The sequence below is a fragment of the Lysobacter sp. genome, from assembly GCF_035655815.1.
In the GTDB taxonomy this organism is placed as follows: Bacteria; Pseudomonadota; Gammaproteobacteria; order Xanthomonadales; family Xanthomonadaceae; genus Lysobacter_J.
This window is the reverse complement of record NZ_DASRTS010000037.1, coordinates 66,327-83,828: the sequence shown is the minus strand read 5'-3', so window position 1 is coordinate 83,828 and position 17,502 is coordinate 66,327. Positions and strand designations below refer to the sequence as shown.

The following is a 17,502-nucleotide window of genomic DNA, read 5'->3' as shown; positions in this document are numbered from 1 at the left end:
ACGCGCTTCCGCCGGGATCTCAGCCAGGCGCCCGTAGCTCAGCCGGATAGAGTAGTGGCTTCCGAAGCCATTGGTCGGGGGTTCGAATCCCTCCGGGCGCGCCATTCCCGCACCATCGGGTGCGGGAGCGGGCCTTATACTGGCGCGCGGCCGCCGTTGGGCGGTCGTTTGTCGATGGCTTCGCGCGCCCCGCCGGGTGCGCCATAGGTGGGTTTGTGCGCAATTACGACCTTGAATTCCTGAAGAAATTCTCGATGGTGATCGGCTTCCTGATGCTGGTCACGCTCGGCCTGATCGTCGGTGCGATGTACGTCCACCACCAGCTGCCGCCCGAGGTCAACCCGGACGTCGCCAAGCGCACCGCCGAGCGCATCGCGCCGGTCGGCGCGGTCTATGCCGGCAGCACCGGCGCCGCCGCCCAGCAGGCCGCCGCCGCGGCCGCCGCGGCCAAGGCCGCCTCGCAGGTCGCCTACGGCGGCACCACCGACGGCTCGGTGATCTTCAACAACCTGTGCACCGGCTGCCACACCTCCGGCGCCGGCGGCGCTCCGACCATGGACAGGGCGCATTGGGGCGAGCGCATCGCCAAGGGCACCGACACCCTGCACAAGCACGCCATCGAAGGCTTCACCGGCACCGCCGGCGTGATGCCGCCGAAGGGCGGCAACCCGGCGCTGACCGACGAGCAGGTCATCGCCACGGTCGACTGGATGCTGGCCAACCTCAAGTAAGGCCCGCTCCACACCGCTTCGCACGACGCCGCCTCCGGGCGGCGTTGTCGTTTCAGCGCCTGCCCGGCCGGGGCCGACAAGCCGCTGTCGCACCGGGCCGCGATAATGCACGCCCGGCTTTCCTGGCGAGCGCCCGATGATCCGTCCGAACCTGTTGCCGCGTGCGGCGCTGCTGCTGGCGCCCGGCCTGCTGCTGGCCTGCAGCGCGCTGCCCACCGCCGACCGCGCTTCCGTGCAACCCATCGGCCATGTGCAGGGCGCGCAGGCACGCAGCGCGCTGGTCGGTCAGGCCGTCACGGTGCGGGGAGTCGTGACCGCCCGCGTCGACGACGGCTGGTTCGTGCAGGATCGGGGCGACGGCGACGACGCCACGTCGGACGCGATCTTCGTGCAGGGCGCGCGCGATGACGCACAGCCGGGCGACGAGGTCAGCGTGCGTGGCGTGGTCGCCGAACTCGAGGCCGGTGCCGGCACACGCACCGCGCTGGTGGATGCACAGGTCGACCGCGTCGGCGCCGGTGAAGTCGATGCACTTGCACTGACTGCCGCACCCGCACAGTGGGAATCACTGGAAGGCATGCGCGTGCGCGTGGATGCGCCGCTATACCTGGCCGAGGCCCGCGAACTGCAAAAGCGCGGACGCGTGCAGGCATCGCTAAACGAGCGCCTGTGGCAACCGACCGAGCGCGCCATCGCGGGCAGCGACGAGGCGCGCGCGATTGCCGCCGACAACGCGCGTCGCTCGCTTTATCTCGAAGGCAACGCCTGGCCTGCGGAGATGGCGCACGCGCGCACCGGCAGCCGCATCGTGCAGCCCTCCGGTGTGATCGACCACAGCGGCAAGGCCTACGCGCTGCGACTGGACGCTGCGCCCTCCGTGCAGGCGGCGCAACGCCCGCAGCCGCCGCGGGTGCCCGGCAACCTGCGCATCGCCGCGCTGAACCTGGAAAACCTGTTCAACGGCGACGGTCGTGGAGGCGGCTTCCCGACACTGCGCGGCGCGCGCACGCCGCAGGAGCTGTCCGCGCAGCTGGGCAAGCACGTGGCTACGCTGCGCGGCCTGGACGCCGACGTGGTCGCGCTGATGGAACTGGAGAACGACGGCTACGGCCCGCAATCCAGCCTCGCGGCGCTGGTGAACGCACTCAATGCGGACGGCGGCCGCTGGCGTTTCGTCGATGCCGGACAGGGGCCGGGCGACAACGCGATCCGCGTCGGGCTGATCTACCGTGCCGATCGCGTGCGCACGCGCGGCCGGCCGGCGACGCTGGAAGCCGGACCGTTCGGCCCGCACAGCCGCGTGCCGCTGGCGCAGGCGTTCGCACCGGTGCGCGGCGGCAAGACGTTCGTGGTGGTCGCCAACCACTTCAAGTCGAAGGGCTGTACGGATGCCGAAGGCGCCGACCGCGACCAGCGCGATGGCGCCTCCTGCTACAACGCGATGCGCACCGATTCCGCGCACCGCCTGCACGCGTGGCTGGCCACCGACCCCACCGGCCAGCGGTCGGACCTGACGCTGGTCGTCGGCGACTTCAATGCCTATGCGGGCGAGTCTCCGGTGCGCGCGCTGATCGATGCGGGCTGGCGCGACGCATTCGCAGCGGCTGGTGTCGCCGAACCCTACAGCTACGTGTACGACGGCCGCATCGGACGGCTCGACCACGCGCTGCTGAGCCCGGCGTTCGCGCAGCGCCTGCGCGGCGCGGCCGAATGGCACGCCAATGCCGACGAACCGGAATCGTCCGGCTACCGCGACGGCGGCGAAGGCCCGTGGCGCAGTTCGGATCACGACCCGCTGCTGCTCGGCTTCGAGTTGTGAGCGCGACAGCGTGTTGCCACGGCGGCGACGGGGCCTGAATCCGCCACGCCGTATCATGGCCGCATGAACAACCCCGCCTTCCCCACCGCGGAAACCACCACGCTGCACCTGGATGGACCGGCCGGCGTGCTGGAAACCATCGTCGAGGCCCCCGAGGCGCCGGAGAGAAACGCGGTGGCGATCGTCTGCCATCCGCTGCCGACCGAGGGCGGCACGATGCACAACAAGGTCGTGACGATGACCGCACGCGCGCTGCGCGAGTCGGGGCTGGCCACGGTGCGCTTCAACTTCCGCGGCGTCGGCGCGTCGACCGGGAGCTTCGACCAGGGACGCGGCGAAGCCGACGACCTGCGCGCCGTCGCCGCGTGGGTACGCGCACAGCGGCCCGATGCGCAGCTGTGGCTGGCGGGCTTCAGCTTCGGCTCGTACGTCACGCTCAAGTGCGCGTCGGAGCTCAAGCCGTCGATGGTGATCTCGATTGCGCCGCCCGCCGCGGGCCGCAACTGGGACTTCAGCGCCATCGTGCCGCCGGAATGTCCGTGGCTGGTGATCCAGGGCGAGTCGGACGAGATCGTCGACCCGCAGGCGGTGTATGCGTGGCTCGACAGCCTGAAGCAGCTGCGCCAGCCGCCCGAGCTGGTGAAGATGCCCGACACCAGCCACTTCTTCCATCGCCGCCTCATCGACCTGCGCGGCGCGATCAAGCACGGCATCAAGGCTTATCTGCCGCCGGAGCAGCCCCAGCACGCATGAACGCACGCACTGCGGCGGAGTCCGCCAACGCCCCGGCTCACACAGCGCCTTCGGCGGTCTATGCCGCCGGCGTGGCGCGCGGCGACTGGACCGACGACCCCGCGCAACATCCCGCCCTGCGCGAACTCGACCGCATCCACGCGGCATTGCTGGATCCGCCGCGCCGCAGCCTGTTCGACAGCCTGCTCGGGCGCAAGCCCGAAGCGCCACAGGGCCTGTACCTGTGGGGCGGCGTGGGCCGCGGCAAGACGTTCCTGATCGACCTGTTCTACGACGCCCTGCCCTTCCACGACCTCGCGGACCACGGCGGCACCAGCGATGCGCCGGCCAAGCGCCGCACGCACTTCCACCGCTTCATGCGCGAGGTGCATGCGCAGTTGCGCGCCCATGCCGGCCAGAGCGATCCGCTGGCGACCATCGCGCGCGAGTGGGGCGGACGGCTGCGCGTGCTGGTGCTGGACGAGTTCTTCGTCAACGACATCGGCGATGCGATGCTGCTGGGCCGCTTGATGGAGCGCCTGTTCGCAGAAGGCGTGGCGCTGGTCACCACGTCCAACACCGAGCCGAAGAACCTCTACAAGGACGGGCTGCAGCGCGACAGCTTCCTGCCGGCCATCACGCAGATCCAGAAGCACTGCAAGGTGCTGTACCTGGACAGCGCGCACGACTACCGCCTGCGCGCGCTGACGCGCTCGCCGGTGTACCGCGCGCCGCTGGACGCGGCCTCCGACACCTGGCTGGGCGAGCGCTGGCACGAACTGTCGGCCAGTTGCCCGCGCGAGCACGGCCCGCTGGTCATCGACGGCCGCGAGATCCCGGTGCGCGCGCTAGCCGAGGGACACGCGTGGTTCGATTTCGCCGCGCTGTGTGAAGGCCCGCGTGCGGCCAGCGACTACATCGAGATCGCCACCGAGTACCACACGGTGCTGGTCGGCGGCATTCCGCTGTTCGACGGCAGCAACGACGACCCCGCGCGTCGCTTCGTGCACCTGATCGACGAGTTGTACGACCGCCACGTCAATCTGGTCTGCACCGCCGCCGCCGCGCCGCCGTCGCTGTATTTGGGCAGGAAGCTGGCGCACGCGTTCGAACGCACCGCCTCGCGACTGATCGAGATGCAGTCGGCCGAATACCTGGCGCTGGAGCATCGCGGGTGAACGTCCGTTGCCGTCGGCGCTGGCGCATCGGCGGTGCGATGGTGTATTCGATGGTCCTGCTCTTGCTGGGTGGATGCGAGCCGGCGCGGCCGGCACCACCGGCAACGTTCCCGCTGGCGCTGGCCACGGGCCATCGCATGCATGGCGAGTTCCGCGTCGTCACGCGCGATCTGTACTCGGTCGAGCTGGATTACCTCCACCGCACCGACGAGGAACGCGCGCTGGCACAGTGGCGCTCGGTCGGCGCCACGTTCGGCACCGACCTCACGCTGAAGGTCGCGCTGCGATCGCTTGATGACCCCGACATGCCGGCGCTGGAACGCGAGGTGCGGCGACCGGAGCGCATGGCCCATGACGCGAATTCCATCTCGACCGAGTTGGTACGGGCGACCCTCGCTCCTGGCGCGTACGCGCTGGAAGTTGCCGTGATCCAGGCCGACACTTCCTTCGCGACGCAACCCGTGCGGGTGCAGATAGTGGAGACGTACACCGGCAAGTGATTCGCGTAGTCGATCGCGCGACGGCGTGCTGACGGGTCGCTACCTGGGCGCGCAATGCATGGGTGAGGAGAAGGCACGACGCGTGCGCGAGCGTGTGGACCTGTCGGCGTATCCGCTCGTGTACGCCTATGGCGACACGAAGGAAGACCGCGAGTTGCTGGAGCTTGCGCACCGCCGCGTGTATCGCTGGCAGGAACAGGCCTGAAAGCGATGTGCAATCCGCGGTAGCGGGCGTTTCGGATTGTTCCGATGTGCGCGCACGGACGTGCACGCGATGGTGGCGGCCCCTCGCCATCGACACGTCCATGGAAAGTCGCCCGAACCTCCCGCTCATTGCCGGTGCGCTGCTCAGCGTCGCCGCGGCCACCGTCCATGCGGCCTGCCTGACCTACGGCGCGCCGCTCTACCGAATGCTCGGCGCCGGAGACGACATGGTGCGCATGGCCGGGCGCGGCGAAATGCTGCCGGCCGCCGTGAGCCTCACGCTTGCGGCCGGCATCGCGGCGGCAGCGGTGTACGCGTTCTCCGGAGCCGGAATGCTGCGGCGGCTGCCATTCGCGCGTACGGTGCTGTGCCTGGTGACCGCGGTCTATCTGTTCCGCGGCATCGGCTTCGGCGTGTTCGTGCCGCTGTTCCCTGAGAACCCGTTCGGCTTCTGGATGTGGAGCTCGGCGTTCTCGCTGCTCGCGGGATTGCTGCACTACGCCGGTCTGCGTCGCGCCTGGGCGGACCTGGAACCACCAAGGTCGGACCTGCTGGCGTACTGAGCTACACGGGACGCCCCAGCGTGCGCATCAGCTGGTCGAAGCGCACCCAGCTGAGCTTGCGCCGGTATACCTTGTTGGTGGGCCGCCATTCGATGGCGCCTTTCGACACCAGCAGCGTTCCGAAGCGGCGCCCATCGCGTTCGACCACGAACTCGATGTCCTCGCGCCCCAGTTCGCGCCTGGGCAGGTTGAAGATGACCTTGTGCGCCATTGTGTCGCCTCCGGCGGAACCTCGGAGGCGACTGTAGCGCCGCCGCGTCAAGGCGCCGTTGGCGCCCTTCGCCACACCAGGCAGCGATTGTTGGCGGGCATCGCCACGTCCTCGACCATTTGCAACGCGATTCCGGCCGCCAGTGCATTCACCGCCTCTGCGTCGCGAATGCCCGAGCGCGGATCGCGCGCCTTCAGCCATGCATCGAAATCGCGATTGCTGTCGCTGGTGTACGCGCCGCCGTAGTTGAAGGGCCCATACACCACGACGATTGCATCGTCCGCCAGCATGCCGTCCAGCCCCGCGAAGAATGCTTCGACTACGGGCCACCCCATGATGTGCAGCGTGTTGGCGCTGAAGACCGCATCGAAGTGGCCATCGCCCGCCCCCGCGCGCGGCCAAGGGCCGGTCGCGACATCCAGCTCGACCGGCAACGACGTGTTCGTCAGCTGCGCCTCGTCCAGCCACATGCGGATGCCGGGGAGGTTCTCGGCGCGATCGCTGCACTGCCACTGCAGCCACGGCATCGCCGCCGCGAAGTACACCGCGTGCTGCCCGGTACCGCTACCGATTTCGAGCACGCGGTGTCGATCCTGGAAATGGCGCTGCAGTACTTCGAGGATGGGCTCGCGATTGCGGTCGCAGGATGGAGAATGGGGGCGCTCGGTCATGGGATTGGTACAGCACGTTGGGGCAGGAGGACTGCTTTGGTGATCGTGATATTCGTAGCTGTATTACTGCGCGAGGCGCGCTCCGCTTCATTTCGGCAGTGATACCGAGCACTCCGGTTCGCGCGCAGGCTCTTGTCTTTGATCTTTGATCTTTGTTCTTGCTCTTTGCTCTTTCTCTTCGCTCGTCATTCCCGCGAAGGCGGGAATCCAGGGACTTTTCACGCTTTCCCGGTCGCCTGTGAAAAGCGGAACAGCCAAAGCTTCCGTCCGTCTGAAGCCGGCCGGGTCACTTTTCTTTGCTGACCCAAAGAAAAGTAACCCAAAGAAAGGGTCTTCCCCGACACAGCAGTCCCACGACCGGCAAAGGAGTCGGGGCCCCGCAAGTCGGCATCCGTGCCTCCTTGCTTAGCGCCGCACATCCCTGTGCGGCGCCCTACGGGTCTAGAAGTGCGATCGGCTGTTCAACAGCAACAGCTGCAATCCGGCGACGGTCCTTCTTCTTCACCTCGCAAGAGGGCGGCCGGCTACCAAGGGCGGCAGTCCGCATGTAAACACATGGTTGATCCGTGAAGCGGCGCTGGACGTTCTACTAAACGCGAAGTGGAGCAGACCCGTCTCCGAGCGAGGACAACAGCAGAATCGATCCCGGCTTTCGCCGGGATGACGAGCGAAGAATGAGCGCGTCGTCGCTGGGGCGCACATCGGGACGACGAACAAGAAAACCATACGACCCGCCCCGTCATCCCAACGCACAAGCCAACCGACTATCCTTCCCCCGTTTACACCCCGCACACACCCCGCAGCGCAGGGTGCGCCCGAACCACGAACCGGAGAATCGCCATGATCCGCAGCCTGTCCCTCGCCGCTCTTGCCCTCGCACTGGCCGGTTGTGCGTCCACTCCGCCGCCGGCAGCCGGTGGCCCGACGGCGCCCAGCGGCGTGTGCAATGCGGAAGGCGCGCGCTGGGCGATCGGTTCGGCCGTCAACGACGACGTGGTCAACCGCATCCTGCGCGACACCGGGAGTCGCGATGCGCGCGTGTTGCGTCCGGGGCAGATGGCGACGATGGACTTCCGCGAGGACCGGGTGAACGTGGACGTCAACGATCGCGGCGCGATCACCGGCATCCGCTGCGGCTGATGCGGCGCGAAGCGGCGCGCCCTGTTCGGCGGGCGCGCCGTTTCCGACCTGAGGAAAACCACCTTGCGCAGATCGCTACCGTGGCTCATCGCGCTTGTCGCGTTGCTCGGCCTGTGGACGTGGACGCAACGGCCGGATACCGGCCGCCTGCATGCACCGGCTCCAGGCGCAAACAGCGTCGGCGGTTCCGTTCCGGCCACATACCCGGAGTTCCTGCCGCGCGAGGCGCATGTGGTGCTGGAGCGCATGGCGCGTGGCGAGCCGCATCCGTACCGGCAGGACGGCGGCGTGTTCCAGAATCGCGAGAAGCGGCTGCCGGCGCAGCCTCGCGGCTATTACCGCGAATACACGGTGGAAACGCCCGGTTCGGCCGACCGCGGCGCGCGGCGCATCGTGACCGGAGGCGATCCACCGGTCGAATACTGGTACACGCAGGATCACTACCGCAGCTTCCGCCGCTTCGAGCTGCCTGCCCCGGAGGTCCGCCCATGAGCGCCGTCGACCTGCGCGCCATCCTGGCCGATGCCGACCACAGCGGTGCCTACTTCATCGACGAACGCGACGGCGACGCGATGGCGCAGACCGGTGCCGCGCTGGGTTACGAGGTGATGCGCGTCGACCTGGCGGACTGCACCGACAAGGGCGACCTGCTCGGCCGCATCGCACAGGCCGGAGGTTTCCCCGAATGGTTCGGCGGCAACTGGGATGCGTTGTCGGATGCGCTGCGCGATCTGTCCTGGCGACGCGCACCGGGCTACCTCTGGCTCATCGTCAACGCGGCGACGTGGCGCGCGGCGCACGGCGAGGATTTCGACGTGCTGCTCGACGTGCTCAACGAGGCCGCCTTCGAGTGGGCCGGCGATGGCGTTGCGTTCTGGGCGCTGCTGGCGTTTCCGGGCGACCAGTTGACCGCGCTGGAAGACTGACGACGGCTGGGCCGCCTCAGATCCGGTCGTCTATGCCGGTAATCCCGGACTTCTTGGCGCAGTGCGCGCAGCAGTAGAACTTGCCGTCGTGTTCGGCGCCATGGCCGATGATGTGGCAGCCGCAGTGCTCGCACTTGGGCGCGAGCTTGTGGATCGCGCATTCGAACGAATCGAACGTGCCGCTGCCGCGCACCGTGGTCACGGTGAAGGCCTTGTCGTAGTCGTTGCCGCAGACGTCGCAGGTCGGCATGGCGTGCTCCCTCGCGTGGAAAGGAACACGCAGTCTTGCCACCGCGCCGCGCCGGCAGGGTGAAGCCGGCGCCAAGGCGATGTTAACGGCCGCGCTCAGCCCGGCTCGGTTGCGCCCGACGGCGCCGCGGGCTGCGGTGCACGCGCGTAGCGCCATGCGATGCCCACCGCGAGCGCGAGCAGCACGCCGGCGATCAGGAACGGTGCACCCGGCAGGTGCACCGGCGCGCGCGAATCGATGAAGTAACCGAAGCTGCCTGCGAACAGCACCGGTCCGATGATGCCGGCCAGGCTCACCAGGCTCATCAGCGCGCCCTGGATGCGGCCCTGCACCTCCGGCCCCACCTGGCGCGTGATCAGCGCCTGCGTGGACGGCGCCGCCAGGCCCCAGACCGCCGAGATCGGCAGGCCGATCAGGAACATCCAGCCCACGTCCGCGAAACCGTAGATGCCGAAACCAATGGCGCCGCAGGCCAGGCCAAGCATCAACGCGCGGCGCTCGCCCAGCGCGTGCACGGCCTTGCCGACCAGGCCTGCCTGCACGATCACGTTGAGCACGCCGACGACGGCCAACACGTAGCTGACCTCGCGCGGACCCCACCTGTACTGGTAATCGGCGAACAGCACGAACACGCTGGGATACACGTAATGCGCGAGGTTGGCGATGAACACCACGGCCGCCAGGCCGAACACCTGCGGGTAGCGCTTGAGCAACGCCAGCGAGCCCACCGGATTGGCATGCGACCAGTCGAAGCGCGGGCTGCGGCGCTCCTTCGGCAGCGACTCGGGCAACACGAACAGGCCGTACGCGAAGTTGAGCAGCGCCAGCCCCGCGGCGAACCAGAACGGCAGGCGCAGATCGATCTCCCCAAGCGCGCCGCCGATCAACGGCCCGACGATGAAGCCCACGCCGAACGCCGCACCGAGCAGGCCGTAACTCTTGGCGCGCTTTTCCGGCGGCGTGACGTCGGCGACGTAGGCGTTGGCCGTGGTGAAACTGGCCGACGTGATGCCCGAGATGATGCGCCCCACCAGCAGCCACGCCAGCGACGGCGCCAGCGCCATGAACACGAAGTCCAGGCCCAGGCCGAGGCACGACAGCAGGATCACCGGCCGACGGCCGAAGCGGTCGGACAGCGCGCCCTGGATCGGCGAAGTCACGAACTGGATGCCGGCGAACAGGAATCCGAACGCCGCCACCCAGTACGCCGCATGCGCGGTATCGCCCCCGGCGAACTGCTCGATCAGGTGCGGCAGCACGGGAATGATCAGCCCGAACGACAGCACGTCGATCAGGATGGTGATGAAGATGAAGACGAGCGCGGCGCGTCGGCGCGCGCCCGTGGCGGGAGCGGTGTCGGTCACGAGGGCCGGGATGCGGTCGGGAAGGCGGGAAGTTTAACGCCGCGATGGTGGCAATGCGGGTCTGGTGCGCGCGTTTGCGTGACCGGGCCAATGGTCGCTGCGCGGTCTGGTTCCGCTGTGCCAGGTGTGAGCCGCGATTGCCGCAGCAACGGCTCTCGTGCGTTTTGGGGCGTGGCCCCATTTCGCGCTGCCGCTGCCCGTTTCGCTGTCGCCCCTCGCCCACGCTCGTCATCCCGGCGAAAGCCGGGGTCCATTTGTTGTCGTTCTGCTTCGCTTAGTTAAGCGACAGCCCTTCAGAGGGAACGGGCAAAACGCGGAGAGGAACTGCATCCCCGCCTTCGCCGGGATGACGGGCAAGAGCAGGCCAGGGCGCCTGATTGCGGTTGCGGCTGCGTTGTGATTGCAGTTGCGGTTTCTATCCGGGCAGCCAGGCAACCTGGAACGCCGACTCCATGGGCATCACGCAGGTCGTTCGCGTGCTGCACGCAACCGCAGAAGGATGAGCTGGCCGCAAACAGAGGAACGCGCGCACCTCACCCTACCAGCAACCGCACGATCCCGGCCGCGGCTTCGCGGCCCTCGTATGCGGCCGTGACCACCAGGTCGGCGCCGCGCACGCCGTCGCCGCCGGCAAACACGCGTGGGTTCGTCGTCTGGAACGGCAGCGCGTCCGATGCAGCCGAGCGCCGTGAGCCGCAGCCCGACGCGGGTTGTGTCACGCGGATGCGCCCGTTCGACTCCAGTTCGATCCCGTGCGCCGACAGCCACTGCGGCGGATCGGGCTGGAAGCCGAAGGCGATGATCACCACGTCGGCGGCCAGCACGGATTCGGTACCGGGTACCGCTTCCGCGTTTCGGCGGCCGCGCGCATCCGGCTCGCCCAGCTGCGTCTCGACCACGCGCACACCGGTGACCTCGCCATCGTCGCCCAGCAGCGCCAGCGGCTGGCGGTTGAAGAGGAACTGCACGCCTTCCTCGCGCGCGTTGGCGACCTCGCGAGCCGAGCCGGGCATGCTGGCTTCGTCGCGCCGGTACGCGCAGGTCACGCGCGCCGCGCCCAGGCGCACCGCGCTGCGCACGCAGTCCATGCCGGTATCGCCGCCGCCCAGCACAACCACGCGCTTGCCGTGCAGGTCGGGCAGGGCGACGCGGTCTTCCCAGCCGGCGATCGGTCGCGCGTGCGCTTCGTCGTCGCCGTGCACCAGCCGTCCGTTGTGCACCAGGAACGGCAGCGCCGGCACCACGCCTCGCAGGTCCTGGCCAGGCAGGCCGCCGTCGGTGTAGCGGTAACTGCCCAGGCCCAGGAACACCGCATCGAACTGCGCCAGCAATTCGTCCAGGCCGACGTCGCGGCCGATCTCCACGCCCAGGCGGAACGCCACGCCCATGCCTTCCAGCACCTCGCGGCGCGTGGACAGCACGGACTTATCGAGCTTGAAGCTGGGAATGCCGAAATGCAGCAGGCCGCCGATCTGCTCGTAACGGTCGAACACCACCGCCTCGATGCCCGCGCGTGCCAGCCGGTCCGCGCACGACAGCCCCGCCGGGCCCGCGCCGATCACCGCCACGCGCTTGCCGGTGGCCGCGACCCGCGACAGGTCCGGACGCCAGCCGTCCGCCAGCGCGCGATCGGCGATGTACTTCTCCACCGCGCCGATGGTGACCGCGCCGAACCCGTCGTTGAGCGTGCAGCTGCCCTCGCACAGGCGATCCTGCGGACACACGCGGCCGCAGATCTCTGGCAACGGATTGGTCTCGTGCGCGAGTGCTGCGGCTTCGGCGATGCGGCCTTCGCGCGCGAGTTCCAGCCAGTTCGGGATGTAGTTGTGCAGCGGGCACTTCCAGCTGCAGTACGGATTGCCGCAATCGAGGCAACGACCGGCCTGGTGCTTCGCCTCGGCTTCGCCGAAGCGGCCGTACAGTTCGCTCCAGTCGCCGCTGCGGCGCAACTCCAGCGGAATGCGCGACGGCATCTGCCGGGGCGTCTCGCGGAAAGCGAACACGGGCTTCTTGCTGTCCATCTTGCTCACGCGTGCCTCCGCTCATGTGCCGTCACTTCGCACGCAGCCATCTCCGCTCCCTCTCCCCGGCGAGGCGGGGGAGAGGGTTGGGGTGAGGGGGCGAATGCCGAAGGCGTGAGGACTTTTGCTTCCTTGCAAGCTGCAACGACAGCGAAAGCCCTCCTCACCCGACCCTCTCCCCCGGCACGGCCGAAGGAGAGGGAGCCACTGCAATCCGGGCCGGGACGCAACCTCATTGCAGGGAAGCGATGGCTCACGCCGCCCTCCTCAGATTCTCCGCCAGCGACTCCAGGCTCGCCGCCTTTGGCTTCACCAGCCAGAACTTGCCGAGGAAGTCGCGCATTTCGTCCAGGATGCGGCGCGCCCACAGGCTGCCGGTCAGCTGCACGTGCATGTCGAGCAGGTCGCGCAGGTGCGAGCGATGGTTCTCGAAACCGTCCGGCGCGATGCGCAGGATGTCGATCAACTCGTGGTTGTAGCGGTCGACGAAATCGCGCTCCATGTCCAGCACGTACGCCATGCCGCCGGTGAAGCCCGCACCGAAGTTCAGGCCGGTGCGGCCCAGCACCGCGACCACGCCGCCGGTCATGTACTCGCAGCAGTGGTCGCCCGCGCCTTCGACGACGGCCGTCGCGCCGGAGTTGCGCACGCCGAAACGTTCTCCGGCGCGGCCGGCGGCATACAGCTCGCCACCCGTCGCGCCGTACAGGCAGGTGTTGCCCAGGATCGGCGTCTCGTGCGCGGTGTAACGCGCACCCTGCGGCGGCCGGATCACGATGCGTCCGCCTGCCATGCCCTTGCCGACGTAATCGTTGGCCTCTCCGTGCAGCTCGAATTGCAGGCCACCGGCGTTGAACGCGCCGAAGCTCTGGCCGGCGGTGCCGTCGAAGCGCACCGCGATCGGCGCATCGTCCATGCCGCGATCGCCGTGCAGCCGCGCGATGCGGCCGGACAGGCGCGCGCCGATGCTGCGATCGGTGTTGCGGATCGCATAGGCGTAGGTGCCGCCATGCTTGTGGGCGATGGCCTCGGCGAGGTCGGCGTCGAGTTGCAGAGCCAGGCCGGCGGGCTCGGCCACCGGTGTCGGAGCGCCGCAGCAGGCTGCGTCGGGAAGAGCCAATCCCCCCTGGTCCCCCTTTTGCAAAGGGGGGAATCCAACCCGCGGCGGCGCTGTCGCGTCGTCCGATCCCACCGCGCTGCTCGTCTCCCCTCTTTGCAAAAGGGGGGCTGGGGGGGATTTGCCCGGCACGCCTGCCAGCAGCGGCGACAGGTCCAGGCCGTGCTGGCGCTGGCCGTCGCCTTCCAGCTGACGAAGCAGGTCGGTGCGGCCAACGATCTCGCCCAGCGTGCGCACGCCCAGTTGCGCCAGCCACATGCGCACCTCCTCGGCCAGCAGGCGGAAGAAATTCTCCACGCGCTCGGGCAGGCCGGTGAAGTGGTCGCGACGCAAGGCGTCGTCCTGCGTGGCCACGCCGGTTGCGCAGTTGTTGAGGTGGCAGATGCGCAGGTACTTGCAGCCCAACGCGATCATCGGCGCGGTGCCGAAGCCGAAGCTCTCCGCGCCCAGCAGTGCGGCCTTCACCACGTCCAGGCCGCTCTTCAGGCCGCCATCGGTCTGCAGGATCACGCGCTCGCGCAGGTCGTTGGACACCAGCGCCTGGCGCGCTTCCGACAGCCCCAGCTCCCACGGCGTGCCGGCGTAACGGATCGACGAGATCGGACTGGCGCCCGTGCCGCCGTCATGGCCCGACACGGTGATCAGGTCCGCGCCGGCCTTCGCCACGCCCGTCGCAATCGTGCCGACGCCCGCGTGCGAGACCAGCTTCACCGACACCAGCGCCTGCGGATTGACCTGCTTGAGGTCGAAGATCAGCTGCGCCAGGTCCTCGATCGAATAGATGTCGTGGTGCGGCGGCGGCGAGATCAGGCCGATGCCCGGCATCGCGTAGCGCAGGCGCGCGATCAGCTCGTTGACCTTGTGCCCCGGCAGCTGGCCGCCTTCGCCAGGCTTGGCGCCCTGCGCGACCTTGATCTGCAATACCTCGGCGTTGACCAGGTATTCCGGCGTGACGCCGAAGCGTCCCGACGCGATCTGCTTGATCTTCGACACGCGCTCCGTGCCGTAGCGCGCAGGATCCTCGCCGCCTTCGCCGGAATTGCTGCGCCCACCCAGCCGGTTCATCGCGATGGCCAGCGCTTCGTGCGCCTCCGGCGACAGCGCGCCCAGGCTCATCGCCGCGGAGTCGAAGCGTTTCACGATGGCCGACACCGGTTCGACCTCGTCCAGCGGGATCGCCACCGCATTGGCGGTGTCGACTTCGAGCAGGTCGCGCAGCGCGGCCGTCGGGCGTTCGTTGACGGCGGCGGCGTAGCGCAGCCAGTCGCTCCAGTCGCCCGTGCTCACCGCGCGCTGCAGGTTCATCACCACGTCGGGGTTGAACAGGTGGTACTCGCCGCCCGGCGTGTACTTGAGCAGGCCGCCGATGGCGGGCAGCGCGTTCGCGTTCCAGGCGTGATCGGCCAGTTCCTGCGCGTCGGCCTGCAGGTCGGCGAAACCCGCGCCGCCGATCCGCGAAGGCGTACCGGCGAAGCACAGGTCCACCACCTCGCGATCCAGGCCGACGATCTCGAACAGACGCGACCCGCGATAGCTGCCGATGGTGCTGATGCCCATCTTCGAGATGATCTTGAGCAGGCCCTTCTTGATGCCGCGCCGATAGCTGCGGCCGATCTGCGCGACTTCGCCGTGCTTGGTCTTGAGGATGCCGCGCACGCCCAGGTCGTGCAGTGTCTGGTAGGCCAGGTACGGATACACCGCCGTCGCGCCCATGCCGATCAGGCAGGCGAAGTGATGCGGATCGCGCGCGGTGCCGGTCTCGATGATGAGGTTGGATTCGCAGCGCAGGCCCGTGCGCACCAGGTGCTGGTGCACCGCGCCGGTGGCGAGCAGCGCGTGCACCATCAGGCGGCCCTGCTCGGGATAGCGGTCGCTGAGCACCAGCAGCACCTTGCCGGCGCGCGCCGCGGCTTCGGCTTCAGCGCAGATGCGCTCGATCGCGGCCTTCAGGCCTTCCTCTGGCGCGTAGTGCAGATGGATCAGCGCGTTGGCGTACTCGTACTGTTCCATCGCCAGCATCTGCCGCAGCTTGCGTTGCGACAGCACTGGCGAGTTGAGATGGATGTGGTTGACGTTGGCCGGGCCGTCGACGAACACGTTGCCCTCGCGACCCAGCTGCGTGGACAGCGACATCACGCAGTCCTCGCGCAGCGGATCGATCGGCGGGTTGGTCACCTGCGCGAACGCCTGGCGGAACTGGTCGTACAGCGGCCGCACCTGCTGGCTCAGCACCGCCATCGGCACGTCGTCGCCCATCGAACCGACGGCTTCCTGCTCGGTTTCTGCGATGGGACGCAGCACCTGCTCGCGCTCCTCGCGCGTGAGCTGGAACAGCTTCTGGAAGCGCGTCAGCGTTTCCGCGTCGAACGGTTCGGCGGCCAGCGCCGGGTCGATCAGCTCGGTCTGCAGGTAGGTCATGCCCTGCTTGAGCCAGCGCTTGTACGGCGCGCGTGCGCGGTTGATGCGGTCGATGGCGTCGGAGTCGAGCACCTCGCCCAGGTACAGGTCCACCGCGATCATCTCGCCCGGACCGAGCTTGCCCTTGGCTTCGATCTCCTCCGCGGGCCGCTCCCACACGCCGGCTTCGGACGCGATGAGGAAGTGGCGGTCGCGCGTGCGCATCCAGCGCGCGGGGCGCAACCCGTTGCGGTCCAGCGTGCACGCCGCATAGCGGCCGTCCACCGTGACGATGCCGGCCGGCCCGTCCCACGGCTCGGTGTTGAGCGCGTAGTACTCGTAGAACGCGGCGAGGTCGGCGTCCTTGTATTCCAGCGATTGCGTCGCCGGCGGAATCAGGATGCGCATGGCCTTGAGCAGATCCATGCCGCCGGCCTGCAGCAGCTCGAGCATGTTGTCGAGCGACTGCGAGTCCGAGCCCTGCAGCGTGATCACCGGATCGAACTCGGTCAGGTCCAGCGTCGGCGTGCGCCACGCATGCGCGCGCGCCTGCGCCCAGGCGCGGTTGCCGGAAATGGTGTTGATCTCGCCGTTGTGCGCCAGCAGGCGGAACGGCTGCGCCAGCGGCCAGCGCGGCGTGGTGTTGGTCGAGAAGCGCTGGTGGAAGACCACCACGCTGGCCGCCAGGTCCGCGCGCTGAAGGTCCGGATACAGCTGCGGCAGGCGGTCCGGCAGCACCATGCCCTTGTAGCCGATGCTCGCCATCGACAGGCTGACGACGTAGAAGTCGGCCACTTCGGACAGCTGCTGTTCGGCGCGGCGGCGCGCCAGGAACAGCGAACGCTGGAAGCTCGCCGCATCGAACGCACCCGAAGGCTGCACGAAGATCTGCTCGATGCGAGGCATCGTGCGGCGCGCGAGTTCGCCGCATGCGGCGGTGTCCACCGGCACCACGCGCCAGCCGGCGACATCGACGCGCTCGCGCTGCAGCTGCACGGCCAGCATCTCGCGCGCGTGCGCGGCCTGCGCCTCGTCGTGCGGCAGGAACACCAGGCCCGACGCGTAATGCGCGCGCAACGCGATGCCGGACTCGCGCGCCAGCGCGCGCAGGAAGCCGTCAGGCTGGCGGATCAGCAGGCCGCAGCCATCGCCGGACAGACCGTCCGCAGCGATGCCGCCGCGATGGGTCATGCGCACCAGCGCCTCGATCGCACGGTCGACCAGTTCGCGACTGGGTTTGTCGTCGAGCTGCGCGATCAGGCCGAAGCCGCACGCGTCCCGCTCGTCGTGGGGATCGTAAAGACCGACAGGACCGGGGCGATGCTGCTGCTCCATCGTTTCTCCGTGCGGGTTGTACCGCTGGGTTTGTCGAACGAGACAACGAACCTGGCTTCCGGCGACGGGGCACCGCGGTCCGCTCGCGCGGTCCGGCCTGCCTCACCACCCATGGTTCTTCCGACTAGACCACACTTTGTGCGCTGCGGCAATTTGTGGATCAACTCGGGCGCGGGCCGTCAAGTGCGGGGATGCAAGTGATTGATCAACCTGAGAAAACCAAGCGCCATGCGCCGGCGTTTGGTAACGATTGAAACCATTGAGACGGAGGTTGCGCGGGATCGATCGGTCCCAGGATGAGGACGCCTCGCAGAGTGCTCGTCGTCACGGCGAAAGCCGGGAT

15 protein-coding genes, 1 tRNA gene and 1 pseudogene are annotated in these 17,502 nt (G+C 68.6%); 11 read left to right on the top strand and 6 right to left on the bottom strand.

From position 1 onward, the window contains the following. The first annotated feature begins 27 nt into the window (after positions 1-27). The 8 genes and pseudogenes from VFE83_RS10520 (at position 28) to VFE83_RS10485 (ending at position 5,727) form a co-directional block, all read left to right on the top strand. Positions 28-104: transfer RNA gene (locus VFE83_RS10520), tRNA-Arg, on the top strand. A 111-nt stretch (positions 105-215) separates the two neighbouring features. After that, positions 216-731, top strand: a complete 516-nt coding sequence (locus VFE83_RS10515; RefSeq protein WP_324905837.1) for a c-type cytochrome — start codon at positions 216-218, stop codon at positions 729-731. A 136-nt stretch (positions 732-867) separates the two neighbouring features. Beyond that, the gene (locus tag VFE83_RS10510; RefSeq protein ID WP_414674722.1) at positions 868-2,550 is read left to right on the top strand and encodes an ExeM/NucH family extracellular endonuclease; all 1,683 of its coding nucleotides are present in this window, start codon (positions 868-870) and stop codon (positions 2,548-2,550) included. 63 nt (positions 2,551-2,613) lie between these two features. After that, positions 2,614-3,303: an alpha/beta hydrolase gene (locus tag VFE83_RS10505; RefSeq protein ID WP_324905835.1), complete on the top strand. Its 690-nt coding sequence runs from the start codon at positions 2,614-2,616 to the stop codon at positions 3,301-3,303. Beyond that, positions 3,300-4,460: a cell division protein ZapE gene (gene zapE, locus VFE83_RS10500; RefSeq protein WP_324905833.1), complete on the top strand. Its 1,161-nt coding sequence runs from the start codon at positions 3,300-3,302 to the stop codon at positions 4,458-4,460. Before VFE83_RS10505 ends, zapE begins: the two co-directional genes overlap by 4 nt. Further along, a complete protein-coding gene (locus VFE83_RS10495) occupies positions 4,457-4,960 on the top strand; it encodes a hypothetical protein (protein WP_324905831.1) in 504 nt (167 codons plus the stop codon). Before zapE ends, VFE83_RS10495 begins: the two co-directional genes overlap by 4 nt. Positions 4,961-4,976: 16 nt before the next feature. Further along, positions 4,977-5,165: pseudogene (locus tag VFE83_RS10490) on the top strand (haloacid dehalogenase-like hydrolase); the annotation flags it as partial. A 100-nt stretch (positions 5,166-5,265) separates the two neighbouring features. Beyond that, positions 5,266-5,727, top strand: coding sequence for a hypothetical protein (locus VFE83_RS10485; protein WP_324905829.1), 462 nt, complete (start codon positions 5,266-5,268; stop codon positions 5,725-5,727). Position 5,728: 1 nt separating this feature from the next. Here the strand turns inward: VFE83_RS10485 and VFE83_RS10480 are convergent, their stop codons facing one another. Both VFE83_RS10480 and VFE83_RS10475 read right to left on the bottom strand, forming a co-directional pair. After that, positions 5,729-5,938: a hypothetical protein gene (locus VFE83_RS10480; RefSeq protein ID WP_324905827.1), complete on the bottom strand. Its 210-nt coding sequence runs from the start codon at positions 5,936-5,938 to the stop codon at positions 5,729-5,731. Between the two features lie 47 nt (positions 5,939-5,985). Then, entirely contained in the window at positions 5,986-6,609 is a 624-nt protein-coding gene (locus VFE83_RS10475; RefSeq protein ID WP_324905825.1) for a DUF938 domain-containing protein, read from the bottom strand. Positions 6,610-7,449: 840 nt separating this feature from the next. Between VFE83_RS10475 and VFE83_RS10470 the strand changes: the two genes are divergently transcribed. The 3 genes from VFE83_RS10470 (at position 7,450) to VFE83_RS10460 (ending at position 8,675) form a co-directional block, all read left to right on the top strand. Then, positions 7,450-7,749 (top strand): I78 family peptidase inhibitor, encoded by a 300-nt coding sequence (locus tag VFE83_RS10470; protein WP_324905823.1) that lies wholly within the window; start codon positions 7,450-7,452, stop codon positions 7,747-7,749. A gap of 63 nt (positions 7,750-7,812) precedes the next feature. Continuing rightward, positions 7,813-8,241: a ribonuclease domain-containing protein gene (locus tag VFE83_RS10465; protein WP_324905821.1), complete on the top strand. Its 429-nt coding sequence runs from the start codon at positions 7,813-7,815 to the stop codon at positions 8,239-8,241. Further along, on the top strand, positions 8,238-8,675 hold the full coding sequence (locus tag VFE83_RS10460; RefSeq protein ID WP_324905819.1) for a barstar family protein: 438 nt from the start codon (positions 8,238-8,240) through the stop codon (positions 8,673-8,675). Before VFE83_RS10465 ends, VFE83_RS10460 begins: the two co-directional genes overlap by 4 nt. 16 nt (positions 8,676-8,691) lie before the next feature. Here VFE83_RS10460 and VFE83_RS10455 read toward each other — a convergent pair whose 3' ends face one another. The 4 genes from VFE83_RS10455 to gltB form a co-directional block, all read right to left on the bottom strand. Continuing rightward, positions 8,692-8,925, bottom strand: a complete 234-nt coding sequence (locus tag VFE83_RS10455; protein WP_324905817.1) for a hypothetical protein — start codon at positions 8,923-8,925, stop codon at positions 8,692-8,694. A 95-nt stretch (positions 8,926-9,020) separates the two neighbouring features. Next, complete coding sequence (locus VFE83_RS10450) at positions 9,021-10,301, bottom strand: TCR/Tet family MFS transporter (RefSeq protein WP_324905953.1); 1,281 nt, start codon at positions 10,299-10,301, stop codon at positions 9,021-9,023. A 521-nt stretch (positions 10,302-10,822) separates the two neighbouring features. Further along, positions 10,823-12,310 (bottom strand): FAD-dependent oxidoreductase, encoded by a 1,488-nt coding sequence (locus VFE83_RS10445; protein ID WP_324905951.1) that lies wholly within the window; start codon positions 12,308-12,310, stop codon positions 10,823-10,825. A gap of 253 nt (positions 12,311-12,563) precedes the next feature. Beyond that, on the bottom strand, positions 12,564-17,159 hold the full coding sequence (gene gltB / locus VFE83_RS10440) for a glutamate synthase large subunit (RefSeq protein WP_324905815.1): 4,596 nt from the start codon (positions 17,157-17,159) through the stop codon (positions 12,564-12,566). Positions 17,160-17,502: the final 343 nt, after the last annotated feature.